The sequence below is a fragment of the Pseudomonas sp. LBUM1670 genome, assembly GCF_059695695.1.
This window is the reverse complement of sequence record NZ_CP166783.1, coordinates 4,403,835-4,429,828: the sequence shown is the minus strand read 5'-3', so window position 1 is coordinate 4,429,828 and position 25,994 is coordinate 4,403,835. Positions and strand designations below refer to the sequence as shown.

The window sequence follows — 25,994 nt, the reverse complement described above, 5'->3', positions numbered from 1 at the left end:
CGATCAAGAAAACCGTCTGTCATCCCATCGACAACGGCGCTTGTTCAGCATAGACAATCAGGTCGCCACATCCGTTAGCCTGGAGTTCTACACATGCATCCCCGCGTCCTTGAGGTCACCGAACGGCTTATCGCCCGCAGCCGTGCAACACGCGAGGCTTACCTTGCGCTCATTCGCGGTGCGGCCAGCGACGGTCCGATGCGCGGCAAGCTGCAATGCGCCAACTTCGCCCATGGCGTGGCCGGTTGCGGCACCGAAGACAAGAACAGCCTGCGGATGATGAACTCCGCCAACATCGCGATTGTTTCGTCATATAACGACATGCTCTCGGCGCACCAGCCGTACGAAGTCTTCCCTGAACTGATCAAAAAAGCCTTGCGCGAGATTGGTTCCGTCGGCCAGTTCGCCGGCGGCACCCCGGCCATGTGCGATGGCGTGACCCAGGGCGAGCCGGGCATGGAACTGAGCCTGCCGAGCCGTGAAGTGATCGCGCTGTCCACCGCTGTTGCCCTTTCCCACAACATGTTCGACGGCGCGCTGATGCTTGGCATCTGCGACAAGATCGTGCCGGGCCTGATGATGGGCGCGTTGCGCTTCGGTCATCTGCCGACGATCTTCGTGCCGGGCGGGCCGATGGTCTCGGGCATTTCCAACAAGCAGAAAGCCGATGTGCGTCAGCGCTATGCCGAAGGCAAGGCCTCGCGCGAAGAGTTGCTGGAATCGGAAATGAAGTCCTACCACAGCCCCGGCACCTGCACCTTTTACGGCACCGCCAACACCAACCAGTTGCTGATGGAAGTCATGGGCTTGCACTTGCCGGGCGCCTCTTTCGTCAACCCGAACACACCCCTGCGCGATGCCCTGACTCGCGAGGCGGCTCACCAGGTCACGCGCCTGACCAAGCAGAACGGCGACTTCATGCCGATCGGCGAAATCGTCGACGAGCGCTCGCTGGTCAACTCGATCGTGGCGCTGCACGCCACCGGCGGTTCGACCAACCACACATTGCACATGCCGGCCATCGCGATGGCAGCGGGCATTCAACTGACCTGGCAGGACATGGCCGACCTCTCCGAAGTCGTGCCGACCCTGAGCCACGTCTACCCGAACGGCAAAGCGGATATCAACCACTTCCAGGCCGCGGGCGGCATGTCCTTCCTGATCCGCGAGCTGCTGGAAGCCGGGCTGCTCCACGAAAACGTCAACACCGTGCTCGGCCACGGCCTGAGCCGCTATACCAAAGAGCCGTTCCTCGATAACGGTGAACTGGTCTGGCGCGAAGGCCCGATTGAAAGCCTCGACGAAAACATCCTGCGTCCGGTGGCGCGCGCATTCTCGCCGGAAGGCGGTTTGCGCGTGATGGAAGGCAACCTCGGTCGTGGCGTGATGAAAGTTTCGGCGGTCGCGTTGGAAAACCAGGTCGTCGAAGCGCCAGCGATGGTGTTCCAGGATCAACAGGATCTGGCCGATGCGTTCAAGGCCGGTTTGCTGGAGAAGGATTTTGTCGCGGTGATGCGCTTCCAGGGCCCGCGCTCCAATGGCATGCCTGAACTGCACAAAATGACGCCGTTCCTCGGTGTGCTGCAGGATCGCGGCTTCAAAGTCGCGCTGGTCACCGACGGGCGCATGTCCGGCGCCTCGGGGAAAATCCCGGCGGCGATTCACGTCAGTCCTGAAGCGTACGTGGGCGGCGCTTTGGCGCGGGTGCAAGAGGGCGATATCATCCGCGTCGATGGCGTCAAAGGCATCCTGGAGCTTAAGGTGGACGCCGACGAATTCGCCGCGCGCGAACCTGCCAAGGGCCTGTTGGGCAACAACATTGGCAGCGGTCGCGAGCTGTTTGGTTTCATGCGCATGGCCTTCAGCTCCGCAGAGCAGGGCGCCAGCGCCTTTACTTCTGCCCTGGAGACGCTTAATTGAAACTGGCTTTGGTCGGTGACATCGGTGGGACCAACGCACGTTTCGCGTTGTGGAAAAACCAGCAGCTGGAATCGGTTCAGGTGCTGGCGACGGCGGATCATGCCAGCCCGGAGGAGGCGATTGCGCTCTACCTGAGCGGGCTCGGTCTGGCGTTGGGTTCGATCGGTTCGGTGTGCCTGTCGGTGGCCGGCCCGGTGAGTGGTGATGAATTCAAGTTCACCAACAATCACTGGCGCCTCAGTCGCAAGGCGTTCTGCCAGACCTTGCAGGTCGATCAACTGCTGCTGGTCAACGACTTCTCGGCGATGGCGCTGGGCATGACCCGTTTGCAACCGGGCGAATTCCGCGTGGTTTGCGAAGGCACGCCGGAGCCGTTGCGCCCGGCGGTAGTGATTGGTCCGGGCACCGGCCTGGGTGTTGGCACGTTGCTCGACTTGGGTGAAGGCCGTTTCGCTGCGTTGCCGGGCGAGGGCGGTCACGTCGATCTACCCCTGAGCAGCCCGCGGGAAACTCAGCTGTGGCAGCACATCTTCAACGAGATCGGCCATGTCAGCGCTGAAACGGCGTTGAGCGGCAGCGGTTTGCCGCGCGTCTATCGGGCGATCTGCGCGGTGGACGGTCACACGCCTGTGCTCGAAACGCCGGAAGCCATTACGGCAGCCGGTTTGGCAGGCGATCCGATTGCGCTGGAAGTGCTGGAACAGTTCTGCTGCTGGCTCGGCCGCGTGGCCGGCAACAACGTGCTGACCACAGGCGCGCGCGGTGGCGTGTTTATCGTCGGTGGAGTGATTCCGCGGTTTGCCGATTTCTTCCTTGAAAGCGGTTTTGCGCGGTGCTTTGCCGACAAGGGCTGCATGAGCGATTACTTCAAGGGGATACCGGTGTGGCTGGTGACGGCGCCGTATTCCGGGTTGGTTGGCGCGGGTGTGGCGCTCGACCAGACCTGAAATGCGATCAAAAATGTGGGAGCGGGCTTGCTCGCGAAGACGGTTTAACATTCAACACATTCGTTGACTGACACACCGCTTTCGCGAGCAAGCCCGCTCCCACACTGGTTTTGTGGTGTTTGTAAAATCGGTGCTTAAGGCATAATCCGCCCATTCAAACAACAAGGACGCCGCCCCGTGAGCTCAGTCAACAAGTCGATTTTGTTGGTCGATGACGATCAAGAGATACGCGAGTTGCTGGACACCTACCTGACCCGCGCGGGTTTTCAGGTGCGTACCACGCCCGACGGCGCCGGTTTCCGGCAAGCCATGAACGACGCGCCGAGCGATCTGGTGATCCTCGACGTGATGCTGCCCGACGAAGACGGCTTCAGCCTCTGCCGCTGGATTCGCCAGCACCCGCGTCAGGCGCAGGTGCCGATCATCATGCTCACCGCCAGCTCCGACGAAGCCGACCGCGTCATCGGTCTGGAACTGGGCGCCGACGATTACCTTGGCAAACCCTTCAGTCCCCGTGAATTGCAGGCGCGCATCAAAGCCTTGTTGCGTCGCGCGCAGTTCGGTCAGGAACGTTCCGGCAGCGAAGTGCTGGCCTTCGATGACTGGCGGCTGGACATGGTCAGCCATCGGCTGTTCCACATCGACGGCGAAGAAGTGATTCTCTCCGGCGCCGATTTCGCCCTGCTGAAACTGTTCCTCGATCACCCGCAGGAAATCCTCGACCGCGACACTATCGGCAACGCCACCCGTGGCCGCGATCTGATGCCGCTGGATCGCATCGTCGATATGGCGGTCAGCCGTTTGCGCCAACGCCTGCGCGATACCGAAAAACCGCCACGGCTGATCCGCACCGTGCGCGGCAGTGGCTACCAACTGGCAGCCAATGTGGTTGCCAGCAATGGTCACTGAGTTTTTCCGCAAGCTTGCGGCAAAGGTGCCAGTGCCACGTTCGCTGCTCGGGCGGATGTTGTTGCTGACCCTGCTGGCGGTGCTGTTCGCCCAGGCGTTGTCGAGCGTGATCTGGGTCTCGCAACTGCGCGCCACACAGCTGGAAGGCCTGGTCACCAGCGCCCGCAGCCTCGCCCATTCGATGACCGCCAGCGTCAGTTACTTTCGCTCGCTGCCGGTCGCGTTCAGGCCGCTGGTGCTCGACCAGTTGCGCAGCATGGGCGGCACCCGTTTTGTGGTGACCCTGAACGACAAGCCTTTGGGCATGGAAGTGCTGCCGATCACCCCGCGCAAAGAAGCGGTGCTCAAAGCGGTGGACGAAGTGCTGCGCCAGTCGCTCGGCCAGGACACGGATATTTCGGTGACCTTCGTGAGTCCCGAAGATCTGCGGATTTTCAACGGTGGCCTGAAACTCGATGAGTTGCCGCGCTCCTGGGCGCATTACGCGTTGACGCTCGAGCCGGTGAATCCGCCGGTGCTGGTCACGCAAATCCAGATGGCGCCGGGCGAGTGGTTGTACATCGCTTCGCTGTTGCCCGAGCCCTACACCAGCCTTGAAGAGCAAGGCCTGCCGGCGCAGCAAGTCTGGTTCATCGTCCTCACCAGCGGCTTTTTGCTGTTGTTTATCGGCCTGCTGGTGCACTGGCAGAGCCGGCCGCTCAAACGTCTGGCGCGGGCGGCGCGGGACATGTCCCTCGGTGCGGAAGTCGAGCCGGTGGCAGAGGGCGGTGGCAGTGAAGTGGTTGAAGTGGGCCGCGCGTTCAACGCCATGCGCGAACGCATCAGCCGATACCTGACTGAACGCAGCCAGTTGTTCAGCGCGATCTCCCATGATTTGCGTACGCCGATTACCCGCTTGCGACTGCGTGTCGAATTGCTCGAAGACGAAAAGCTGCAAGCCAAGTTCGGCCGCGATCTGGATGAGCTGGAGCTGCTGGTCAAGGGCGCCCTGCAATGCGTGAAAGACACCGACATCCACGAAAACATCGAGCCGGTGGACCTCAACCATGTGCTCGATTGCCTGGTGGAGCCGTATCTGGCGCCCACCGGTAATGGCCGTGTGACCCAGCAGGGCCGGGCGATGGCGGCGTACCCGGGCAAACCGCTGGCGCTCAAGCGCTGCATCGGCAACCTGATCGACAACGCCTTGAAGTACGGACAGAACGCGCATCTGCATATCGATGACGATGAGAACGCGTTTGTCCTGCATGTCGATGACGAAGGGCCGGGTGTGCCGGAGCAGCGGCTGGAGCAGGTGTTCGAGCCGCACTTCCGCTTGGCCGGGCAGCAGCAGGGGTATGGGTTGGGGTTGGGGATTGCGCGCAACATTGCGCATAGTCATGGCGGGGAGGTCAGTTTGCAAAACCTGCGTGAAGGCGGGTTGCGGGTGACGTTGCAGTTGCCTCGTAGTGTTGACTAATTAGACCGCGTTATCGTTCTTCGCGAGCAAGCCCGCTCCCACATTCAACCGAGTTTCTTCTGAAGGAATGCAGTTGAATGTGGGAGCGGGCTTGCTCGCGAAGGCGTCATTTGATTCAACATATTCCTCAAGGTAAATGTCACAGGTTGGTGACATAACTCGCCCCCTTCGTTACAAGCCCGCCACCGCCCGTTGTTTAGACTGCCCGCAGTCATAACAACAAAAAAGGCACCCCATGGACACCTTCCAACCCGCCTTCAGCAGCTGGCTGAACGCGCCGGCCCATCAGCAATGGCTCGCCGCCGAGGGCCTGCGCCTGCTGGCGTTTGCCAAGGCGTCGAAGCTTGCCGAAGGTTTCGGCAATCTCGATGAAAAGGGCCGTCTCCCGACCAACGCCCACGCCGAAACCATGAACACCGCGCGCATGACCCATAGCTTTGCCATGGCGCATATCCAGGGCATGCCGGGTTTCGCCGAGATGGTCGATCACGGCGTCCAGGCACTCAGCGGCCCATTGAAGGATGCCGAACACGGTGGCTGGTTCGCCGCCCCTGAACACCGCGACGGCAACACCGGCAAAGCGGCGTACCTGCACGCGTTCGTCGCCCTGGCCGCCAGTTCCGCCGTGGTCGCGCAACGACCCGGCGCACAAGCCTTGCTCGATGACGCGATCAACATCATCGACACGCATTTCTGGAGCGAGGAGGAGGGCTCGATGCGCGAATCCTTCAGTCGCGACTGGAGTGAAGAAGAGCGCTATCGCGGCGCCAACAGCAACATGCACGCCACCGAAGCCTTCCTCGCCTTGGCCGATGTCACTCGAGACAATCGCTGGTTGTGCCGCGCGCAACGCATTGTCGAGCGTGTGATCCACGGTCACGCTGCCGCCAACGACTACTTGGTGGTCGAGCATTTCGACCGCGACTGGCAGCCGTTGCGCGACTACAACCACGACAACCCGGCCGACGGTTTTCGTCCTTACGGCACCACGCCGGGCCACGGCTTCGAATGGGCGCGACTGTTGCTGCACCTTGAAGCGGCGCGGGTGCAGGCCGGAATGCTGACGCCGGGATGGCTCGTCACCGACGCGCAAAAACTCTTCGAGCACAACTGCCGTCACGGCTGGGATGTCGACGGGCTGCCCGGGATTGTCTACACCCTCGATTGGGACAACCGCGCGGTGGTTCGCCATCGTTTGCACTGGACCCACTGCGAAGCCAGCGCCGCCGCCAGCGCGCTGCTCAAACGCACGGGCGAGGCGCAATACGAAAGCTGGTACCGACTGTTCTGGGAGTTTTGTGACCGTCATTTCATCGATCGCTGCGATGGCAGTTGGCACCATGAACTCAATCCGCAGAACCAGCCGAGCGCCGATATCTGGGGCGGAAAACCCGATCTTTATCACGCCTGGCAAGCCGTGCTGATTCCGCGCCTGCCGCTGGCGCCGAGCATGGCCACTGCCTTGGCGAGGTTGTCCCAGAGCGGCTCTATGTAACCATGCGGTGACATTCACGCGTCCCTTCGTTACCTGCGAAGGGACGACTCCTGTTTAAAATCCTATGCAGCGCAAGCACCAGACTTGCATGCATAACAACAAGAAAGGTACTTCTCGATGAACGCGATTTCTCGCCTCGCTACTGTCATTTCTCTCGCTTCGCTGCTTCCCCTCAGTGCATTTCCCCTCAGCGCCCTTGCCGCCGATTCCAAAGGTTCAGTGGAAGTCGTTCATTGGTGGACGTCGGGTGGTGAAAAAGCAGCGGTCGATGTCCTCAAGGCTCAAGTCGAAAAAGACGGCTTCACCTGGAAGGACGGCGCAGTCGCCGGGGGTGGCGGTTCCACTGCCATGACCGTACTGAAAAGCCGCGCCGTCGCCGGTAACCCGCCGGGCGTAGCCCAGATCAAGGGCCCGGACATCCAGGAATGGGGCAGCACTGGCCTGCTCAGCACCGACACCCTGACCGACGTCGCCAAGTCGGAAAAGTGGGATGACCTGCTGTCGAAGAAAGTCTCCGACACCGTGAAATACGAAGGCGATTACGTCGCCGTGCCGGTGAACATTCACCGCGTCAACTGGCTGTGGATCAACCCGGAAGTGTTCAAGAAAGCCGGGATCGACAAAGCCCCGACCACCCTCGAAGAATTCTACGCCGCCGGCGACAAGCTCAAAGCCGCCGGCTTCATCGCGCTCGCCCACGGTGGCCAGCCTTGGCAGGACAGCACCGTGTTTGAAGACGTGGTGCTCTCGGTCATGGGCGCCGACGGTTACAAAAAAGCCCTGGTAGACCTGGATCAGAAAACCCTCTCCGGGCCTGAGATGACCCAGTCGTTCACCGAGCTGAAAAAACTCACCGGCTACATGGACCCGAACCGCGCCGGTCGTGACTGGAACATCGCTGCCGCCGAGGTCATCAACGGCAAGGCCGGCATGCAGATGATGGGCGACTGGGCGAAAAGCGAATGGACCGCAGCGAAGAAAGTTGCTGGTAAGGACTACCAGTGCGTGCCGTTCCCGGGCACCGAAAAAGCCTTCACCTACAACATCGACTCGATGGCTGTATTCAAGTTGAAAGCGGATCGCAAGGGCGACATCGCTGCTCAGCAGGACCTGGCCAAGGTTGCTCTGGGCACAGACTTCCAGAAAGTCTTCAGCATCAACAAGGGCTCGATCCCGGTCCGTACCGACATGCTGAACGAGATGGACAAGCTCGGCTTCGACGCCTGCGCTCAAACCTCCGCCAAGGACTTCCTGGCGGACGAGAAGACCGGCGGCCTGCAACCGAGCATGGCGCACAACATGGCCACTTCCCTGGCCGTGCAGGGCGCGATCTTCGACGTGGTCACCAACTTCATGAACGACAAGGACGCTGACCCGGCCAAGGCCAGCGCCCAACTGGCATCGGCTGTCAAAGCTGCCCAGTAATTCCTGACACAGCCTGACCCCCATGTGGGAGCGGGCTTGCTCGCGAATGCGGACTGACATTCAACATTGATGTCGACTGATACGCCTTCGCGAGCAAGCCCGCTCCCACCGGGGATCACCGTGCCGGTATCACTTCCTCTTCACCAGGATTATCCCGATGAGCTCTGTGGCGGTTTTCAGCAAAGCCTCACCGTTCGATGCGCTGCAACGCTGGTTACCCAAGTTGGTACTCGCGCCGAGCATGCTGATCGTGTTGGTTGGTTTCTACGGTTACATCATCTGGACATTCGTACTGTCCTTTACCAATTCCAGCTTCATGCCGAGCTACAAGTGGGTCGGCCTGCAGCAATACATCCGCCTGATGGACAACGATCGCTGGTGGGTCGCGAGCAAGAACCTCGCGGTGTTCGGCGGCATGTTCATCGGTATCAGCCTGGTATTGGGCGTGTTCCTCGCGGTGCTGCTGGATCAGCGCATTCGCAAGGAAGGCTTTATCCGTACCGTTTACCTGTACCCGATGGCGCTCTCGATGATCGTCACCGGTACGGCGTGGAAATGGCTGCTCAACCCGGGCCTGGGCCTGGACAAGATGCTGCGTGACTGGGGCTGGGAAGGCTTCCGTCTCGACTGGCTGGTGGATCAGGATCGCGTGGTTTACTGCCTGGTGATCGCTGCCGTGTGGCAAGCCTCCGGGTTTGTGATGGCGATGTTCCTGGCGGGCCTTCGTGGTGTCGATCAGTCGATCATCCGTGCCGCGCAAGTCGACGGCGCGAGCCTGCCGACCATCTACCTGAAGATCGTTCTGCCAAGCCTGCGCCCGGTGTTTTTCAGCGCCTTCATGATTCTCGCGCACATCGCGATCAAGAGTTTCGACCTGGTGGCCGCGATGACGGCTGGCGGACCCGGTTATTCGTCCGACCTGCCGGCGATGTTCATGTATTCCTTCACCTTCAGCCGTGGCCAGATGGGCATTGGTTCGGCCAGCGCCATGATGATGCTCGGCGCGATCCTGGCGATTCTGGTGCCGTACCTGTACTCCGAATTGCGAGGCAAACGCCATGAGTAATCAACTTGGCAAACCGGCGATCAGCTTCAGTCGCATCGCGATTTACGCAACGCTGTTGCTGGCCGCTGCGGTGTACCTGATCCCGCTGGTGGTGATGCTGCTGACCAGTTTCAAATCCCCGGAAGACATCCGCACCGGCAACCTGCTGAGCTGGCCGACCGTGATCGACGGCATCGGCTGGATCAAGGCCTGGGACGTGGTGGGCGGCTACTTCTGGAACTCGGTGAAAATCACCGTGCCGGCCGTTCTGATCTCCACCTTCATCGGTGCAATGAACGGCTACGTGCTGTCGATGTGGCGCTTCCGTGGCTCGCAGCTGTTCTTCGGCCTGCTGTTGTTCGGCTGCTTCCTGCCGTTCCAGACCGTGCTGCTGCCAGCCTCGTTCACCCTCGGCAAATTCGGCCTGGCGAACACCACCACCGGTCTGGTGCTGGTGCACGTGGTCTATGGCCTGGCGTTCACCACACTGTTCTTCCGCAACTACTACGTGAGCATTCCGGATGCGCTGGTCAAGGCGGCACGCCTGGATGGCGCGGGTTTCTTCACGATTTTCTGGAAGATCCTGCTGCCGATGTCGATCCCGATCGTGATGGTCTGCCTGATCTGGCAGTTCACCCAGATCTGGAATGACTTCCTGTTCGGCGTGGTCTTCGCCAGTGGCGATGCCCAGCCAATTACCGTGGCCCTGAACAACCTGGTCAACACCAGCACCGGGGCCAAGGAATACAACGTTGATATGGCCGCCGCGATGATCGCCGGGCTGCCGACACTGCTGGTCTACATATTCGCTGGCAAGTATTTCCTGCGTGGGCTGACGTCCGGCGCGGTCAAGGGGTAGAAACATGGCAACTCTCGAATTACGCAACGTCAACAAGACCTACGGCGCCGGTTTGCCGGACACCCTGAAAAACATCGAACTGAAGATCGATGACGGTGAGTTCCTGATCCTGGTCGGCCCGTCGGGCTGCGGCAAATCCACCTTGATGAACTGCATCGCCGGTCTGGAAAACATCAGCGGCGGCGCGATTCTGGTGGACGACGCCGACATCAGCGGCATGAGCCCGAAAGACCGGGACATCGCCATGGTGTTCCAGTCCTACGCGCTGTACCCGACCATGAGCGTGCGTGACAACATCGCGTTCGGCCTGAAGATTCGCAAAATGCCGACCGCGGAAATCGACGAAGAAGTCGCCCGTGTGGCCAAGCTGTTGCAGATCGAACACCTGCTCAGCCGCAAACCCGGCCAGCTCTCCGGTGGTCAGCAACAGCGTGTGGCGATGGGCCGTGCCCTGGCGCGGCGGCCGAAGATTTATCTGTTCGATGAGCCGCTGTCCAACCTCGACGCCAAGCTGCGCGTCGAGATGCGCACCGAAATGAAACTGATGCACCAGCGCCTGAAAACCACCACGGTCTACGTGACCCACGACCAGATCGAAGCAATGACACTGGGCGACAAAGTGGCGGTGATGAAGGACGGGATCATTCAGCAGTTCGGCACGCCGAAAGACATCTACAACAACCCGGCCAACCTGTTTGTCGCGAGCTTCATCGGTTCGCCGCCGATGAACTTCATTCCCCTGCGCTTGCAGCGCAAGGACGGTCGTCTGGTGGCGCTGCTCGACAGCGGCCAGGCGCGCTGTGAATTGCCGTTGGGCATGCAGGACGCCGGTTTGGAAGACCGCGAAGTGATCCTCGGCATGCGCCCTGAGCAGATCGTGCTGGCGGGCAGCGAACCGAACGGTTTGCCGACCATTCGCGCGGAAGTGCAGGTCACCGAGCCGACCGGTCCCGACACGCTGGTGTTCGTGAATCTGAATGACACCAAGGTCTGCTGCCGTCTGGCGCCGGACGTTGCACCGGCCGTGGGCGAGACCCTGACCCTGCAGTTCGATCCATCGAAAGTGCTGCTTTTTGATGCCAAGACCGGGGAGCGTTTGGGGGTGGCCGGTGTTCCGAAAACCGAGGCTCACAGTGCCAACGTAGCCCAGTTCAAAGGCCGCTGAAGATCAAAAAATGTGGGAGCGGGCTTGCTCGCGAAAGCGGTGTGTCATTTAACACAGATGTCGACTGACACACCGCTTTCGCGAGCAAGCCCGCTCCCACAGGGGATGTAAACCGCGTTAGATAAAAACAGTTAATAACAATAAAACGAGGATGTAGGGATGAAGAAGAACAACAACGCTCAGCTTATCTGCCAGTTGTCAGCGATTGCAGCAATGATGCTGGCCGGCAGTGTGCACGCGGCTGACGCGTTCAGCGCCGATTCCGAATGGATGACCGGCGATTGGGGTGGCGAGCGGACGCGGCTGATCGAGCAGGGCATCGACATCAAGATGGACTACGTCGGTGAAGTGGGCGGCAACCTCCACGGCGGCTACAACAACGACAAGACTGCGCGTTATGCCGACCAGTTTGGCCTGGGCGTGGCGCTGGACCTGCAAAAGTTGTGGGGCTGGGATAACACCCAAGCGAAGATCCAGCTGACCAACCGTAACGGCGAGAACATCTCCAATGACCGTGTCGGCGACCCGCGTGCCGGCACCTTGAGTTCTTCCCAGGAAGTCTACGGCCGTGGTCACATGGTCCGTCTGACCCAGTTGTGGATCAAGCACCAGTTCCTCGACGGTAAACTGGACGTCAAGGCCGGTTACTTCGGCGAAGGCGAAGACTTCAACACCTTCCCTTGCGAGTTCCAGAACCTGGCGTTCTGCGGTTCCCAAGTGGGTAACTGGGCGACCAACATCTGGTACAACTGGCCGGTCAGCCAGGCCGCGATCCGCGTGAAGTACAACATCTCGCCTGAGTTCTATGCGCAGATCGGCGCCTACAACCAGAACCCGTCGCAACTGGAGCACGGTAACGGCTTCAAGCTCAGCGGCAGTGGTACCAAAGGCACCGTGTTGCCGGTCGAACTGGTCTGGTTGCCTAACCCGAACAACCTGCCGGGCGAATACCGTGTCGGTTATTACAAAAGCACGGCCAACGCCGATGACGTTCGTGAAGACGCCAACGGTAATGACGCGGCCACCAGCGGCAATGCTTACCGCAGCCACGACAGTAAATCCGGCTACTGGTTTGTGGCACAGCAACAGCTGACCGACCACAACGGTGACAAGAGCCGCGGCCTGACCGTTTCAGCCAACGCCACGTTCCACGACAAGGACACCAACATCGTCGACAACTACCAGTCGCTGATGCTTGTGTACAAGGGCCCGTTCGATGCGCGTCCAAAAGATGACGTCGGTATCGGTTTCGCCCGTATCCATGTCAACGATGACGTGAAGAAAAACGCCGAGTTGGTCAACGCCTCCAATGGTGTCACCGAGTACGAAGATCCGTTGTTCTCGCCACTGCGTACCACCGAGTACAACTACGAGATCAACTACGGCTTCCACGTTACCAACTGGCTGACCGTGCGTCCTAACCTGCAATACATCACTCACCCGGGTGGTGTGGATGAAGTCGATAACGCGCTGGTCGCCGGCCTGAAAATTCAGTCGGTGTTCTAACGCTGTTGCGATAAGCTCCTCTCTATGTGCGCATTTTTGCGGACAGCCCAGGCTGTCCGCTTTTTTTTGGGAGTGAGCAATCGGGCATTTCCGGCGATTGCATTTGTGGCGAGGGAGCTCGCTCCCGCTCGGCTGCGAAGCAGTCGCAAGTCCGATGAGTGCGGTTTGTCTGGAGAATTTCGGTGGCTGTTTTAGGGCCGCTTCGCAGCCCAGCGGGAGCAAGCTCCCTCGCCACAAAAAGCACTGTGCGAGCTGTTTGGATAGACGAGTACACCCATGATTTTCAGGACCGTGGCACATGCATGAGCATCCGCTACAACGCTTCTTCAAATCCTTGCGCGAGCGTCCGGTGTTCGCGTGGGAGCGCTATCAGATGCGCGATGTGCTGGTGATCGATCATCCGCTGTGTCAGGCGGTGTTCAGTCGTCAGGGCGCGCAGTTGCTGCACTTCCAGCCCAAGGGCCAGAAACCCTGGCTCTGGTGCGCAGCGAAGTGGCCGCACGTTGGCGCGATTCGTGGCGGCGTTCCGGTGTGTTGGCCGTGGTACGGCCGGCATCCGAGTGAAAATGCGTGGCCATCCCATGGCTGGGCGCGGTTGCTGGACTGGAAACTGCTCGACAGCAGCCATGACGAAGAGGGTGTGCGCCTGCACTGGCAACTGCAGTTGTGCGACTGGCAAGTGGACTTGCATGCCCACCTTGGCGAACGCATGGATTTGCGCCTGAGCACCGAACATCAGGACAGCCTGCCGTGCCAGTTGAGCCAGGCGTTGCATGCCTATTGGCGTATTGGTGATGTCGGCGAGATAGCGCTGTCTGGGCTCGACGGTGTGCAAGGTTATGACCAGTTGAACCGTCAGGTTTGCCAGCAGGAAGGCGAGTTACGGGTGGAGGGTGGCTGTCAGCGCGTGTTCCAGCATGACGGTGAATTGCAGCTCAAGGACCACGCCTGGCAGCGGGAGTTGTGCATTGATACGGGTGACGATGCGGACACGGTGGTCTGGCACCCGGGGGCGCGGCCGCTATTGGGTGTCAGTTGGAACGAGATTTCCGAGTTTGTCTGTGTGGAAGCGGCGAGCGGCGGCACCGATAGCCTGAGTCTGGCGCCGGGGCAGAAGGCGCATTTGAGTTTGCAGGCGCGGGTGGGCGCGTAATTTGCGGTGTTACAACCGACGCCTTCGCGGGCAAGCCTCGCTCCTACAGGATTACGCCAGTCGCGAGAGCGCCGATAATCTGTAGGAGCGAGGCTTGCCCGCGAAGAGGCCCTGGCAGGCAATAGAGGAGCTAGTTGAACTCATCCCCCACCGGATACCGACTCGCATTCAGGCTCTCTTTGATCTTGCGCAAATGCGGCTGGAAATCCACCCCGCGACGCAACGTCATCCCGGTCGCCAACACATCCAGCACGGTCAACTGAATGATCCGCGACGTCATCGGCATATAGATGTCGGTGTCTTCCGGCAGCGGAATGTTCAGGCTCAGCGTACTGGCCTTGGCCAGCGGCGAACCTTCCGCTGTCAGACCAAGCACCGAAGCGCCGTTTTCCCGGGCGATACGCGCCACTTCCACCAGTTCGCGGGTGCGGCCGGTGTAGGAAATGATCACGAACAACTCGCCGGTGTGGGCCACTGACGCGATCATGCGCTGCATCAGCACGTCGGCATGGGCGGTGACGGCCAGGTTGAAGCGGAAGAATTTGTGCTGCGCATCCAGCGCCACCGGGGCCGAGGCGCCGAGGCCGAAGAAGTGGATCTGCCGGGCCTGAATCAACAGGTCGACAGCGCGGCTGATCAGGCTCGGGTCCAGGGCCTGCAAGGCACTGTCCAACGAGGCGATGGCGCTGCCGAAAATCTTCTTGGTATAGGCTTCCGGATTGTCGTCGGCCTCGACCGCACGGCTGACATACGCCGCGCCGCTGGCCAGGCTCTGGGCCAGTTGAAGCTTGAGCTCCGGGTAACCGCTGACGCCGAACGAACGGCAGAAACGGTTGACCGTCGGCTCGCTGACCTTGGAGGCCTGGGCGAGGGCGGCGATGCTGAACCGGGTGGCCTGCTGTGGGTTGAGCAGGATCACTTCGGCGACTTTGCGTTCCGCCTTGTTCAGGTCTTCAAGGCGATTCTGGATCTGTTCCAGTAAATTTCGCACGCGGTCCATATGGTTTCCTTGGTTCGCCTACAAGAGTGCTCTGCAATGCAAATAAGGGTGTTGCTATGCAAATTGGGCCTTTGATGCGGCCCCAAGCGGTGGCCTATCCTACTGATGGCTCCGACTGACCACCACTCGGAATCTATATTTTGCGAAAATGTTGTGGTTATTACTACATTTTCTCTTGAGCGATGCCTTGAAAAAAGGTATTTGTAGCTTAACTTGATAAAAGAACAAACATCATGCCTTCGATTACGGTTGAACCGTGCACCTTTGCCTTGTTCGGCGCCCTCGGCGATCTGGCCTTGCGCAAGCTGTTTCCTGCCCTCTATCAACTTGATGGCGCAGGCCTGTTGCACGAGGACACGCGAGTCATCGCGCTGGCCCGTGAGCCCGGCAGCGAGCAGGAGCATCTGGCATTCATCGCTTCCGAGCTGCGTCGCTACGTCGGGGCCAAAGAGCTGGACGAAGCGGTGCTCGAACGCTTTCTGGCCCGTTTGAGTTATCTGCACGTCGACTTCCTCAAGTCCGAAGACTATGTGGCCCTGGCCGAAATGGCCGGCAGCGCTCAACGAGTGATTGCCTATTTCGCCACGCCGGCCGCTGTTTACGGTGCGATCTGCGAGAACCTGGCGAAGGTCGGCCTGACGGAAAACACCCGCGTCGTGCTGGAAAAACCCATCGGTTCCGATCTGGAATCCTCGCGCAAGGTCAATGACGCCGTGGCGCAGTTCTTCCCGGAGAACCGCACGTACCGCATCGACCACTACCTGGGCAAAGAGACCGTTCAAAACCTCATCGCCCTGCGTTTCGCCAACAGCCTGTTCGAAACCCAGTGGAACCAGAATTACATCTCCCACGTGGAAATCACCGTGGCCGAGAAGGTCGGGATCGAAGGCCGCTGGGGCTACTTCGACAAGGCCGGTCAGCTGCGGGACATGATCCAGAATCACCTGCTGCAACTGCTTTGCCTGATCGCCATGGACCCACCGGCCGACCTGTCCGCCGACAGCATCCGCGACGAGAAAGTCAAAGTGCTCAAGGCGCTGGCGCCGATCAGTCCGGAAGGCCTGACCACTCAGGTGGTGCGCGGCCAGTACATTGCCGGTTACAGCGAAGGCAAACCGGTGCCGGGCTACCTGGAAGAACCGAATTCCAACACCCAGAGCGACACCGAAACCTTCGTCGCCCTGCGTGCCGACATCCGCAACTGGCGTTGGGCCGGCGTGCCGTTCTACCTGCGCACCGGCAAGCGCATGCCGCAGAAGCTGTCGCAAATCGTCATCCACTTCAAGGAACCGTCGCACTACATCTTCGCCCCGGAGCAGCGCCTGCAAATCAGCAACAAGCTGATTATCCGCCTGCAACCGGACGAAGGCATTTCCTTGCGCGTGATGACCAAAGAACAAGGCCTGGACAAGGGCATGCAGCTGCGCAGCGGTCCGTTGCAGCTGAATTTTTCCGACACCTGGCGCAGCGCACGGATTCCCGATGCCTACGAGCGGTTGTTGCTGGAAGTGATGCGCGGCAATCAGAACCTGTTTGTCCGTAAAGATGAAATCGAAGCCGCGTGGAAGTGGTGTGACCAGTTGATCGCCGGGTGGAAAAAATCCGGTGATGCGCCCAAGCCGTACGCGGCCGGGTCCTGGGGACCGATGAGCTCCATTGCTCTGATCACGCGGGATGGGAGGTCGTGGTATGGCGATATCTAATTTGCAATTGCCGCAGGGCGTCAGCGCCCATGCGTTCAAAAGTCCGGTGCTGCTGGCCGAAGGCCTGGCGCTGAAAGTGGCTAAACAACTGAGCGAAGCGATTGACGCCTCGGGCACCGCGACATTGGTGGTCTCGGGCGGTCGCAGTCCGGTGGCGTTTTTCCAGCACCTGGCCAAGCAGACGCTGGACTGGTCCAAGGTCGTGGTGACCCTGGCCGACGAGCGCTGGGTGCCGGTGGAACACGTCGACAGCAATGCCGGTCTGCTCAAGCGTTACCTGTTGCAAGGTCTGGCGGCCAAGGCTCAATTTCTGAGCCTCTATAGCGCCAGCGCCAACCTTGAACAAGCGGCCGAGCAAGCCGACCGCCTGTTAGCAGAGCTGCCACCGATCGACGTGCTGATCCTCGGTATGGGCGACGACGGTCACACCGCGTCGCTGTTCCCGAACAGCCCGAACCTGGTCGACGCCTTGAAAAGCGACGGCACGCGTCGTTGCTACCCGATGCTGGCGCCGACCGTGCCGCATCAACGCCTGACCATGAGTCGCGCGCTGCTGGCCTCGGCCAGACACACTGTTCTATCGATTTCCGGTCAGTCCAAGCTGACCACCTTGAGTGCCGCATTGGCCGGTGACGATGTCGCCGCCATGCCGATTCGCGCGTTTCTGCAACCTACGTTAGAGATTTACTGGTGCCCATGAGCCAAGGAACAGCCGCTATGACAAGCCCATCCCCGACCGTTTCCATGGCGGACAAAGTTGCCCTGATCGACAGCCTCTGTGCCAAGGCGCGGATTCTGCCGGTGATCACCATCGCTCGCGAACAGGACGTGCTGCCGCTGGCCGACGCCCTCGCGGCCGGTGGCCTGACCGCCCTGGAAGTGACCCTGCGTTCGCAATTCGGCCTCAAGGCCATCCAGATCCTGCGCGAGCAGCGTCCGGAACTGGTGACCGGTGCCGGCACCGTGCTCGATCGCCACATGCTGGCCGCCGCTGAAGCGGCGGGTTCGCAGTTCATCGTCACGCCGGGCATCACCCGTGACCTGCTCGAAGCCAGCGTCGACAGCCCGATCCCGCTGTTGCCGGGCATCAGCAACGCCTCGGGCATCATGGAAGGCTACGGTCTGGGCTATCGCCGCTTCAAGCTGTTCCCGGCGGAAGTCAGTGGCGGCGTCGCGGCAATCAAAGCCCTGGGCGGCCCGTTCGGCGAAGTGAAATTCTGCCCGACCGGCGGCGTCAGCCCTGCTAACATCAAAAGCTACATGGCGTTGAAAAACGTGATGTGCGTGGGCGGTAGCTGGATGCTTGATCCGGAGTGGATCAAGAACGGCGACTGGGCCCGCATTCAGGAATGCACCGCCGAGGCCTTGGCGCTGCTGGACTGATTGTTTTTACCTGACACTTCGTTGTGTGTTCTACGGCTTTACGGTGCGCTTGGTCGGTGCACCGTTTTTTTTTGCCCGCGAAAAAACCTGTGGGAGCGGGCTTGCTCGCGAAGGCGTCGTGTCAGTCGATATCAATATTGCCTGACACACCGCTTTCGCGAGCAAGCCCGCTCCCACAGGGGGACATCACGCGATACATAGTTACCGCCTCTCGCCGCTCGTCCGGCGTTAACCTGCGTTCATCTTATGGAAGAGAGAACGTCATGGACGACAACACTTCAGTTACCTCCGCACAACCGGCTCACGTGCTGTCACCCGAACAGATCGCCGGCCCGTATTTTCGAAACCCGAAACTGATCAGACGAAACATCAGCGAAGGCATGGATGGCATTCCCCTGGTGCTGCGGCTGACGATCGTCGATGCGATGACCGGTCAGCCGGTCCCCGGCACCATCGTCGATATCTGGCATTGCAATGCGCGTGGTGCGTATTCGGGTTGGAGCAAGATCGACCCGGACAAGGAAGTCGACGCCGACGATATCGGCGCGATCCCGCGCACCGATGACGATACGTACCTGCGCGGCGGCCAGTTCACGGACCGCAAAGGCATCGTGCGCTTTACCACGATCTACCCGGGTTTCTATGCCGGGCGCGCGCTGCACATCCACGTCGCTGTACGCGTGACGGCCGGCAACAACTATCTGGAAGAACGTCACGTCGCCTGGGTAGGTCAGCTTTACTTTCCCGAAGTGGCTTCACGTTCGGTGCTCAACACCCGGGAGTACAGCGGCCGTGGCGTTGCGCCACTGACCAACAACCAGGACGTTCTCTATGAAACCATGGGCGGCGAAGCCTCGACCCTGACCGTTCACAGCCTCAGCCGGGACTCGAAAGAAGACGGCTTTTTCGGCCACATGACCATCGGCATCGACACGTTTGCGGCTTCCTCGCAGATCAAACCCGAGGACTTTGACAAGTACACCGTATGAGGTCAGCGCAGCTCGTTCAGTGCTTCGCTCAGCGCATCCATGTCCGCTGCGGTGGTGGTCAGCCCCGGCGTAATGCGGATGCACGGGCCAGACGCTGCACCGCTGCGCATCACGGTAAACAGGTTGTAGTCCTTGAGCAGCCGCTCGACCATCGCTTGCTGGTCGACATGGCGGGTAAAACGCATCGACGTAATGCCGCAATACAGCCGAGGGTCATCCGGGGTCATGACGTCGATGCCCGGTAAGTCACGCACGGCGCTAACCCAATGGTTACGCAGGTAATTGAGCCGTGCACCCTTGGCGGCAGAACCGCCCATCGCCCGATGCTCCTCGAACACCAGCGGCAGTGTCAGTAGCGCCGGGATGTTGGGCGTGCTGTAAGGCGTGCGGGCGCGAATGTCGGTGACCGGGAAATGCATCTCGCCCATGTCCGGGTCGATGTCGGCCAGGCGCTCCGGAGCGATATGGATGAAGCCCAGGGTCAAGGGCGCACCGATCCACTTGTGCAGGTTGAAACCGGCGAATGCGACGCCGAGGTCATCGAGCTTGAATTCGATCTGACCCAGGGCATGGGCGCCGTCGAGGATCACGTCGATACCGTATTCCTTGGCGGCAGCGACAATTGCCTTCACTGGCATCACCAGCCCGGTGCGGTGAGTGACGTGGGTCAGCGCCATCAGCTTGAGTTTTGGATAACGCACGAAGGCGTCGTGATAGGTGGCCAGCAAACTGTCGAAACTGGCGGGGTGCGCATGTTCTATCTCGATCACTTCCACGCCACGATGACGCGCGAGCCAGCGCATGGCGCCTTTGACCGTGTCGTACTCCAGATCGCAGATCAGCACCTGATCGCCCGGCTGCAGGCGATTGTAATTGCGGATCAGCGATTGCAAGCCGTCCGAGGCGTTGCGGGTGAAGGCGACGGATTCTGCCGTCACGCCAATCAGGTCGGCAAGCTGGGCAAGGATCGCAAGGTTTTCGCCCTGTTCGAAACGCTGGCGTACATAGACCGAGTTACTGCGGTTGATCAGTTCGATGTTGCGTTGGTATTCCTCGACCACCGTGCGCGACATGCGCCCGAAGTAACCGTTTTCCAGATTCACCGGGCCGGCTTCGACGGCATAGCGGTCGGCAAAGGTCTGCCAAAACATTTCATCACGGGCGCGGCGGGTGTTGTCGGGCATGCGGACAGCTCAGTGGCGAGGGGCGGGTTTGCCATGTTTGGCGCGCAGCGGTTCAAGCAGCTCTGACAAACCGTTGTGATCGATTTCCTGCATCAGGGCCAGCAAGCCGCCCAGTTCGCCATGGGGGAAGCCTTCACGAGCGAACCAGTTAAGGTAAGGACCGGGCAGGTCGGCAATGATGCGTCCCTTGTATTTGCCGAAGGGCATTTCGCGGGTAATCAGCAGTTCGAGTTTTTCAGGGTTCATCAATCAGTCGTCTTGATTCAATCAGTCTGGAAAATACAGGCATTCTGCATGCAGGCCAAATGACAGATCATGCAAAAAAAGCGGATACAGATTTCCAATTAAAAGTTAAATCATTGAAATTTAAGAACTAAGTTATCAATTCAAAGCTGGCATGCAGGGTGCAATAGCTATTGCATCTTTCATCAACCCGTGAGGAATTGAAAATGACCGACATGAATAAAGAAGCGATCTCTGTACTCAACGACCTGATTGAAACCAGCAAAGACGGTCAGGAAGGGTTCAAGACCTGCGCTGAAGACATCAAACATCCAGAACTGAAAACGCTGTTCATCCAGCGTTCCGCCGACTGCGCCACTGCGGCTTCGGAACTGCAAACCGCCGTGCGTTCGATGGGTGGCGATCCGGAAACTTCCACCAGCGTCAGCGGCGACCTGCATCGTCGCTGGGTCGACGTGAAAGCCATGTTCACCGGCAAGGACGAAGAAGCCGTGCTGAACGAAGCCGAACGCGGTGAAGACCATGCGCTGAAGGCTTACAAAGAAGCCATCGAGAAAATCAACAAGCACAACCTGGTGGGCATTCGTGACCTGGTTGAACGTCAGTATCACGGCGTGCAACGCAATCACGATCAGGTGAAAGCCCTGCGTAACCAGGCACGCGCACGCTCGTAAGCGCGCAAAGCCTGTCAAAAACGCCAGCCAGTCTGGCGTTTTTTTTGTGCCCGGGAATTAACACGGTAATTGCCCTTGTAGGAGCTGCCGAAGGCTGCGATCTTTTGAATGTCGCCAAAAGCAAGATCAAAAGATCGCAGCCTTCGGCAGCTCCTACAATCGTTAAACCGTGAGAGCTTTACGTGCCCATCACTCTGCAGGCTTTATTTGCGCCTGACCGCCGCGCCTTGCAATTTGCGATCAAGACCCTGCTCGGCGGCGGCCTCGCGCTGTGGCTGGCATTGCGCTGGGGGCTGGAACAACCGGCCTGGGCGTTGATGACGGCGTTCATCGTTGCTCAGCCGTTGTCCGGGATGGTGGTGCAAAAAGGCTTGGCGCGCGTGTTGGGGACGCTGATCGGAACGATCATGTCGGTGGTGTTCATGAGCCTGTTCGCACAGACGCCGTGGTTGTTTCTTTTGGCATTGGCGTTGTGGCTCGGGCTGTGTACGGCGAGTTCGACCTTGCTGCGCAGTGCCTGGTCCTATTCGTTTGTGCTGGCCGGGTACACCGTGGCAATCATCGCGTTGCCGGCCATCACCCATCCGCTGACGGTGTTTGATCAAGCCGTGGCGCGCGGCACGGAAATCTGTCTGGGCATTCTCTGCGCCACCGCCGCCAGTGCGTTGCTGTGGCCGATGCGGGTTGAGCGGCAACTGGCGGATCAGGCGCGAGCCGCGTGGCAGAGCGGGATGAATGCCGCGCACGCAACATTGGCCGGCGATGGTCAGGCGCGCAAGGGCCTGCTGGAAATCCTCGGCCGGATCGTCGCGGTGGATGCTCAGCGCGAGCACGCCTGGTTCGAAGGCGGGCTCGGCCGTCAACGTGCGCGGGCCATCAGCGGACTCAGCCAGAAACTGTTGATGCTGCTGCGCATTGCCCGTTCGGTGCACCGTCAGTGGAAGCAGTTGGAACCACAGGAAGCCGAACAGTTGATGCCGTGGATGACAGAGGTTCAGGAAGCACTCGCCAGCCCGGATACCGCGACGTTGCAAGCCTTGCGACCACGCTTGCTCGATGCGTCCCATGATCCACAGATCAGTTCCGCGCAGAGTTATTGCCTGGTCCGTTTTACCCTGCTGATGGACACCGCGATGGCGGCGAACGCGGCATTGACCGCGGTGGAGGAGGGCAAGGAAACCGTCGACCCGCCGCGCACCCTCACCCCGCACCGCGACCTGTCATTGGCACTGGTCTTCGGGGCGCGCAGTGCCTTGGCGTTTCTGGTGGTGTCGTGTTTCTGGCTGGCGACTGCCTGGCCCGCCGCCTCAGGCGCATTGGTGCTGACCTGCGTGGTGTGCAGCCTGTTCGCCAGTCGCGAAAACGGCGCGCAAATCGGCATGAGTTTTATGCGCGGGATTTTTCTGGCGATACCGGCGGCGTTTATCGTCGGGCAGATTCTGCTGCCGCAATGGAGCGGTTTCGAGCTGCTCTGCATGGGCATGGGCGTGCCGTTGTTTCTGGGTGCGCTGGGCATGGCCAAGCCACAGATCGGCGCCACGGCCACTGCGTTCTGCATGGTCTTCATCGTTCTGGTCTCGCCGCTCAATGCGATGAAGTTCGACGTCGCGACGTTCCTCAACAGCGCTCAAGCCATGGTGATGGGCGTAGGTGCCGCCGTGTTGGCGTTTCACTTGCTGATCCTGCGCAACCCGGCCTGGCACGGTCGGCGTTTGCTGGCGGCAACCCTCGACGATCTGGTGCGCCTGACCCGGCGCAATCTGCCCGGTGCCGAAAGCTGGTTCGGCGGGCGCATGGCCGACCGTTTACTGCAACTGGCGCGGCACTATCCGGAACTGCCGGAGCCGGCGCGCAGTCGTTGGGATGACGGCTTGCTCGGTCTGGACATCGGCGACGAATTGCTGCATTTGCGCTTGAGCCTGGCGGCGGCGCAGGTGCCGGTCAGTGCGCCGCAGCGACGCTATCTTGAGGCGCTGGAAAAAGTCCTCGAACATGGCCCGAGCGGTCATTGTGCCGATGCCCTGGAACAGCCCAGCGAAGAATTCTTGAAAACCTTGTACGCGTTGCCGCCCAGCGACCCGGTGAAACTGGCCCAGGGCGCCGTGCTGCAATTGCAGAACAGCTGGCGCGCATGGTGTCGTCAACAGGAGCAAAGCCATGGGCTTGCGTGAATGGTCGGTGGGCGGCGTGCTGCTCAGCCCGTTTCTGATTTATGTGCTGCTGGCGCTGTTCGTCACCGCAGGCTTGCGCCTGCTGTTGCGCCTGACCCCGGCCGGCCGCTGGATCTGGCACGAAGCGTTATTCGATTGCGCCTTGTACGTCTGTGTATTGACCCTGATCACCGTCGTCCTCGGACCTTTATAAGGAGTTGAACATGCGTACATCCGTACGTGTCGCGGTCACCCTGTGCCTGGTGGCGCTGGCGATTTTTGCCGGTTTCCATTTGTGGCAGTACTACATGCTCACGCCCTGGACGCGGGATGCGCGGATTCGCGCCGATGTGGTGGTGATCGCCCCGGACGTATCGGGCTGGGTGCGTGAACTCAAGGCGTTCGATAACCAGCCAGTGAAAGCCGGCGATCTGTTGCTGAGCATTGACCGCGACCGGTTTGAAGCCGCGCTGGAAAAGGCGCAAGCGGTGGTACAAACCCGTCAGCAACAACTCAATCTGCGTGAGCGCGAAGCCAGTCGCCGCGCTGCCCTCGGCCCGCAGGCGATCAGTGCCGAGCTGCGTGAGAATGCGCAAATCAACGCCGGCATCGCCCTTGGCGAACTGCGCGAAGCCCAGGCCGAAGCCAAGGTGGCCGAACTCAACCTCGCCCGAAGCCAGGTTCATGCGCCACGCAGCGGACACATCACTAATTTGCGTCTGGCCCAAGGCAATTACGTGAATGCCGGGCAAGCGGTGATGGCACTGATCGACGATTCGACGTTCTATGTGCAGGCGTATTTCGAAGAAACCAAACTGCCGCGGATTCGTGTCGGCGATCCGGTAAAGGTCTGGTTGATGAGTGCGGGCGAGGCGCTGCAAGGGCATGTGGAAAGCGTCAGCCGCGGGATTACCGATCGCAACACCACGCCGGATGGGCAGTTGTTGGCGGAGGTGGAGCCGACGTTCAACTGGGTGAGGCTGGCGCAGCGGATCCCGGTGCGGATCAAACTGGAAAAGGTGCCCGAGGGGATCAACTTGAGTTCGGGAATGACGGCGAGTGTGCAGGTGCAGGAGCGCTAGAAGTCACTGTGGCGAGGGAGCTTGCTCCCGCTCGGCTGCGAAGCAGTCGTAAACCCTGCCACCACGGTTAGTCAGATTAACCGCGGTGTCGGATTTTGGGGGCGCTGCGCACCCCAGCGGGAGCAAGCTCCCTCGCCACAGGGGGACGGTCGATCAGCCGATGCTGATCGCCGGCAGTGTCGGCAACGTTACGGTCTGCTGCTTGCGCGGCGCCAGAATCTCCGCCTCGCCATCCACCACCAACTCATCACGCTGGTTGAACACGCGAGTGGCAATGCGCACGCGAAACTTCGGCAGCTTCTCGAGAATTTCCAGACGCACCGTCAACGTGTCGCCAATTTTCACCGGCTTCTGAAAGCTCATCTGCTGACCGATGTAAATGGTGCCCGGCCCAGGCAACTCGCAGGCAACGGCTGCGCTGATCAGTGCGCCGCTGAACATGCCGTGAGCGATACGCTCCTTGAACATGGTGCCCGCGGCGAACTCGGCGTCCAGGTGCACCGGGTTGTGGTCACCGGACATCGCGGCGAACAGTTGAATGTCGCGCTCTTCGACCGTCTTGCTGTAGCTGGCGGTCTGCCCGACTTCAAGGGCTTCGTAAGGGGTGTTGGTAACCTGGGTCATCGGTTTCAATTCCTGTGACAAATAAAAAAACCACAAAAAAACTATTCGGATCGGGGTGGGCGGCGGTGGCTCAGGGCTTGCGCGATCCAGCTCAGCACGTCGGCCGTCACTTCATCGCGATTGCTCTCGTTGAACAGTTCATGCCGTGCCTGCGGGTAAATCGTCAGTTGCAGGCTCTGGCTGCCAGCGGCGCGTAGCGCCTCGGCAAGATCTTTCAGACGCTTGCCTTCGCTCACCGGATCACATTCACCGCCAATCACCAGCAGCGGCAGGCCCGGATCAAGCTGAGCGAGATTGGACGCTTTGCTGATTTGCTGCAAGCCGCCGAGCAAATCGATCCACAGCTGATTGGTGCAACGAAAGCCGCAGAGCGGATCGTTGGCGTACAGGTCGACCTCCGCCGGGTCGCGGCTGAGCCAGTCGAATTGTGTGCGTGCCGGTTTAAAGGCCTTGTTGAACGAGCCGAACGACAGCCATTCGATCAGCGCGCTGCGACCCTTCGGTCCCTGGCGCAATCGTTCGAGGCGGGCGATCTGCCGGGCCGCGCGATAAAGCGCCACAGGTTGAAAATTCGAACCACTGAGCACCGCGCCGTGCAGGCTGGCGCTGTGATGCAGCAGATAAGCCTGAGCGATGTAACTGCCCATGCTGTGGCCGAGCAGCACGATCGGCACGCCGGGATGTTGCTGGCCGATGTGCTGATTGAGGCTGGCCAGGTCACCGACCACCTTGCACCAGCCATCGTCATCGGCGAAATGACCGAGTGTCCCGTTTTCGGCAGTTTTGCCATGTCCACGCAAGTCAGGCGCGTAAACGCCGTAGCCCTGTTCGCAGCACTTTTCGGCCAGACGGGCATAGCGATCACTGTGCTCGGCCATGCCGTGGGCCAGCAGGATCACCGCTTTCAACGGCGCGGCGGGCAGCCACTGGTTGACGAAGAGGCGGCTGCGGTCACTCGCGGTCAGCCAGAAGGTGTCGTGGATCATGGCGATTCCTTTGCATGGGCTCGGTGCATTGTATAGCGCATCCTTCGCTTGCCGTCTGATCAGGCCACGCCACGGCACCGAGATTCACAGGAT

Annotated in this window: 24 protein-coding genes; 19 read left to right on the top strand and 5 right to left on the bottom strand. The window is 60.3% G+C overall.

The annotated features are described in order from the left end of the window. The first annotated feature begins 93 nt into the window (after positions 1-93). From edd to ACA073_RS20105, 11 genes are all read left to right on the top strand, one after another. Positions 94-1,920 (top strand): phosphogluconate dehydratase, encoded by a 1,827-nt coding sequence (gene edd / locus ACA073_RS20155; RefSeq protein ID WP_497398953.1) that lies wholly within the window; start codon positions 94-96, stop codon positions 1,918-1,920. Beyond that, entirely contained in the window at positions 1,917-2,867 is a 951-nt protein-coding gene (locus tag ACA073_RS20150; RefSeq protein WP_497398951.1) for a glucokinase, read from the top strand. The genes edd and ACA073_RS20150 overlap by 4 nt, the downstream gene beginning before the upstream one ends. Positions 2,868-3,044: 177 nt before the next feature. Further along, positions 3,045-3,776: a response regulator gene (locus ACA073_RS20145; RefSeq protein ID WP_123409256.1), complete on the top strand. Its 732-nt coding sequence runs from the start codon at positions 3,045-3,047 to the stop codon at positions 3,774-3,776. Next, entirely contained in the window at positions 3,766-5,235 is a 1,470-nt protein-coding gene (locus ACA073_RS20140; RefSeq protein ID WP_497398949.1) for an ATP-binding protein, read from the top strand. The genes ACA073_RS20145 and ACA073_RS20140 overlap by 11 nt, the downstream gene beginning before the upstream one ends. A 235-nt stretch (positions 5,236-5,470) precedes the next feature. After that, positions 5,471-6,730, top strand: a complete 1,260-nt coding sequence (locus ACA073_RS20135) for a D-mannose isomerase (protein ID WP_497398947.1) — start codon at positions 5,471-5,473, stop codon at positions 6,728-6,730. 117 nt (positions 6,731-6,847) lie between these two features. After that, positions 6,848-8,155 (top strand): ABC transporter substrate-binding protein, encoded by a 1,308-nt coding sequence (locus ACA073_RS20130; protein WP_497398945.1) that lies wholly within the window; start codon positions 6,848-6,850, stop codon positions 8,153-8,155. Between the two features lie 157 nt (positions 8,156-8,312). After that, positions 8,313-9,221, top strand: coding sequence for a carbohydrate ABC transporter permease (locus tag ACA073_RS20125; RefSeq protein WP_007902369.1), 909 nt, complete (start codon positions 8,313-8,315; stop codon positions 9,219-9,221). After that, positions 9,214-10,059 carry a carbohydrate ABC transporter permease gene (locus ACA073_RS20120; RefSeq protein ID WP_497398943.1) on the top strand — a complete coding sequence of 282 codons (846 nt, stop codon included), beginning with the start codon at positions 9,214-9,216 and terminating at the stop codon, positions 10,057-10,059. Before ACA073_RS20125 ends, ACA073_RS20120 begins: the two co-directional genes overlap by 8 nt. Before the next feature lie 4 nt (positions 10,060-10,063). Then, positions 10,064-11,224: an ABC transporter ATP-binding protein gene (locus ACA073_RS20115; protein ID WP_497398941.1), complete on the top strand. Its 1,161-nt coding sequence runs from the start codon at positions 10,064-10,066 to the stop codon at positions 11,222-11,224. Between the two features lie 159 nt (positions 11,225-11,383). Continuing rightward, entirely contained in the window at positions 11,384-12,730 is a 1,347-nt protein-coding gene (locus tag ACA073_RS20110; RefSeq protein ID WP_497398939.1) for a carbohydrate porin, read from the top strand. A gap of 298 nt (positions 12,731-13,028) precedes the next feature. Beyond that, positions 13,029-13,883 carry a D-hexose-6-phosphate mutarotase gene (locus tag ACA073_RS20105; protein ID WP_497398937.1) on the top strand — a complete coding sequence of 285 codons (855 nt, stop codon included), beginning with the start codon at positions 13,029-13,031 and terminating at the stop codon, positions 13,881-13,883. Positions 13,884-14,013: 130 nt separating this feature from the next. On the opposite strand, the gene ACA073_RS20100 is transcribed toward ACA073_RS20105, so the two are convergent. Then, positions 14,014-14,874, bottom strand: a complete 861-nt coding sequence (locus ACA073_RS20100; RefSeq protein ID WP_214384917.1) for a MurR/RpiR family transcriptional regulator — start codon at positions 14,872-14,874, stop codon at positions 14,014-14,016. A 242-nt stretch (positions 14,875-15,116) separates the two neighbouring features. Here ACA073_RS20100 and zwf point away from each other — a divergent pair, with 242 nt between their 5' ends. The 4 genes from zwf (at position 15,117) to ACA073_RS20080 (ending at position 18,958) form a co-directional block, all read left to right on the top strand. After that, the gene (gene zwf, locus ACA073_RS20095) at positions 15,117-16,586 is read left to right on the top strand and encodes a glucose-6-phosphate dehydrogenase (protein ID WP_497398935.1); all 1,470 of its coding nucleotides are present in this window, start codon (positions 15,117-15,119) and stop codon (positions 16,584-16,586) included. Next, positions 16,573-17,286 carry a 6-phosphogluconolactonase gene (gene pgl, locus ACA073_RS20090; protein WP_497398933.1) on the top strand — a complete coding sequence of 238 codons (714 nt, stop codon included), beginning with the start codon at positions 16,573-16,575 and terminating at the stop codon, positions 17,284-17,286. The genes zwf and pgl overlap by 14 nt, the downstream gene beginning before the upstream one ends. A 17-nt stretch (positions 17,287-17,303) precedes the next feature. Then, positions 17,304-17,969 carry a bifunctional 4-hydroxy-2-oxoglutarate aldolase/2-dehydro-3-deoxy-phosphogluconate aldolase gene (locus ACA073_RS20085; RefSeq protein ID WP_497398931.1) on the top strand — a complete coding sequence of 222 codons (666 nt, stop codon included), beginning with the start codon at positions 17,304-17,306 and terminating at the stop codon, positions 17,967-17,969. Between the two features lie 263 nt (positions 17,970-18,232). Continuing rightward, positions 18,233-18,958, top strand: coding sequence for an intradiol ring-cleavage dioxygenase (locus tag ACA073_RS20080; protein WP_497398929.1), 726 nt, complete (start codon positions 18,233-18,235; stop codon positions 18,956-18,958). Positions 18,959-18,960: 2 nt separating this feature from the next. Here ACA073_RS20080 and ACA073_RS20075 read toward each other — a convergent pair whose 3' ends face one another. After that, positions 18,961-20,142 carry an aminotransferase class V-fold PLP-dependent enzyme gene (locus ACA073_RS20075; RefSeq protein ID WP_497398927.1) on the bottom strand — a complete coding sequence of 394 codons (1,182 nt, stop codon included), beginning with the start codon at positions 20,140-20,142 and terminating at the stop codon, positions 18,961-18,963. Positions 20,143-20,151: 9 nt separating this feature from the next. After that, complete coding sequence (locus tag ACA073_RS20070) at positions 20,152-20,388, bottom strand: DUF3820 family protein (protein WP_003213031.1); 237 nt, start codon at positions 20,386-20,388, stop codon at positions 20,152-20,154. Positions 20,389-20,591: 203 nt separating this feature from the next. On the opposite strand from ACA073_RS20070, the gene ACA073_RS20065 reads away from it, so the two are divergent. From ACA073_RS20065 to ACA073_RS20050, 4 genes are all read left to right on the top strand, one after another. Beyond that, a complete protein-coding gene (locus ACA073_RS20065) occupies positions 20,592-21,059 on the top strand; it encodes a ferritin-like domain-containing protein (protein ID WP_497398924.1) in 468 nt (155 codons plus the stop codon). Between the two features lie 182 nt (positions 21,060-21,241). Continuing rightward, positions 21,242-23,230 carry an FUSC family protein gene (locus ACA073_RS20060; RefSeq protein ID WP_497398922.1) on the top strand — a complete coding sequence of 663 codons (1,989 nt, stop codon included), beginning with the start codon at positions 21,242-21,244 and terminating at the stop codon, positions 23,228-23,230. Further along, positions 23,217-23,423, top strand: coding sequence for a DUF1656 domain-containing protein (locus tag ACA073_RS20055; RefSeq protein ID WP_497398920.1), 207 nt, complete (start codon positions 23,217-23,219; stop codon positions 23,421-23,423). Before ACA073_RS20060 ends, ACA073_RS20055 begins: the two co-directional genes overlap by 14 nt. A gap of 10 nt (positions 23,424-23,433) precedes the next feature. Continuing rightward, the gene (locus tag ACA073_RS20050) at positions 23,434-24,291 is read left to right on the top strand and encodes an efflux RND transporter periplasmic adaptor subunit (protein WP_497398918.1); all 858 of its coding nucleotides are present in this window, start codon (positions 23,434-23,436) and stop codon (positions 24,289-24,291) included. A 153-nt stretch (positions 24,292-24,444) separates the two neighbouring features. Here ACA073_RS20050 and ACA073_RS20045 read toward each other — a convergent pair whose 3' ends face one another. Together ACA073_RS20045 and ACA073_RS20040 are read right to left on the bottom strand one after the other, a co-directional pair. Then, positions 24,445-24,915 (bottom strand): MaoC family dehydratase, encoded by a 471-nt coding sequence (locus ACA073_RS20045; RefSeq protein WP_008151121.1) that lies wholly within the window; start codon positions 24,913-24,915, stop codon positions 24,445-24,447. A 41-nt stretch (positions 24,916-24,956) separates the two neighbouring features. After that, positions 24,957-25,901 carry an alpha/beta hydrolase gene (locus ACA073_RS20040; protein ID WP_497398916.1) on the bottom strand — a complete coding sequence of 315 codons (945 nt, stop codon included), beginning with the start codon at positions 25,899-25,901 and terminating at the stop codon, positions 24,957-24,959. Between the last annotated feature and the right edge of the window lie 93 nt (positions 25,902-25,994).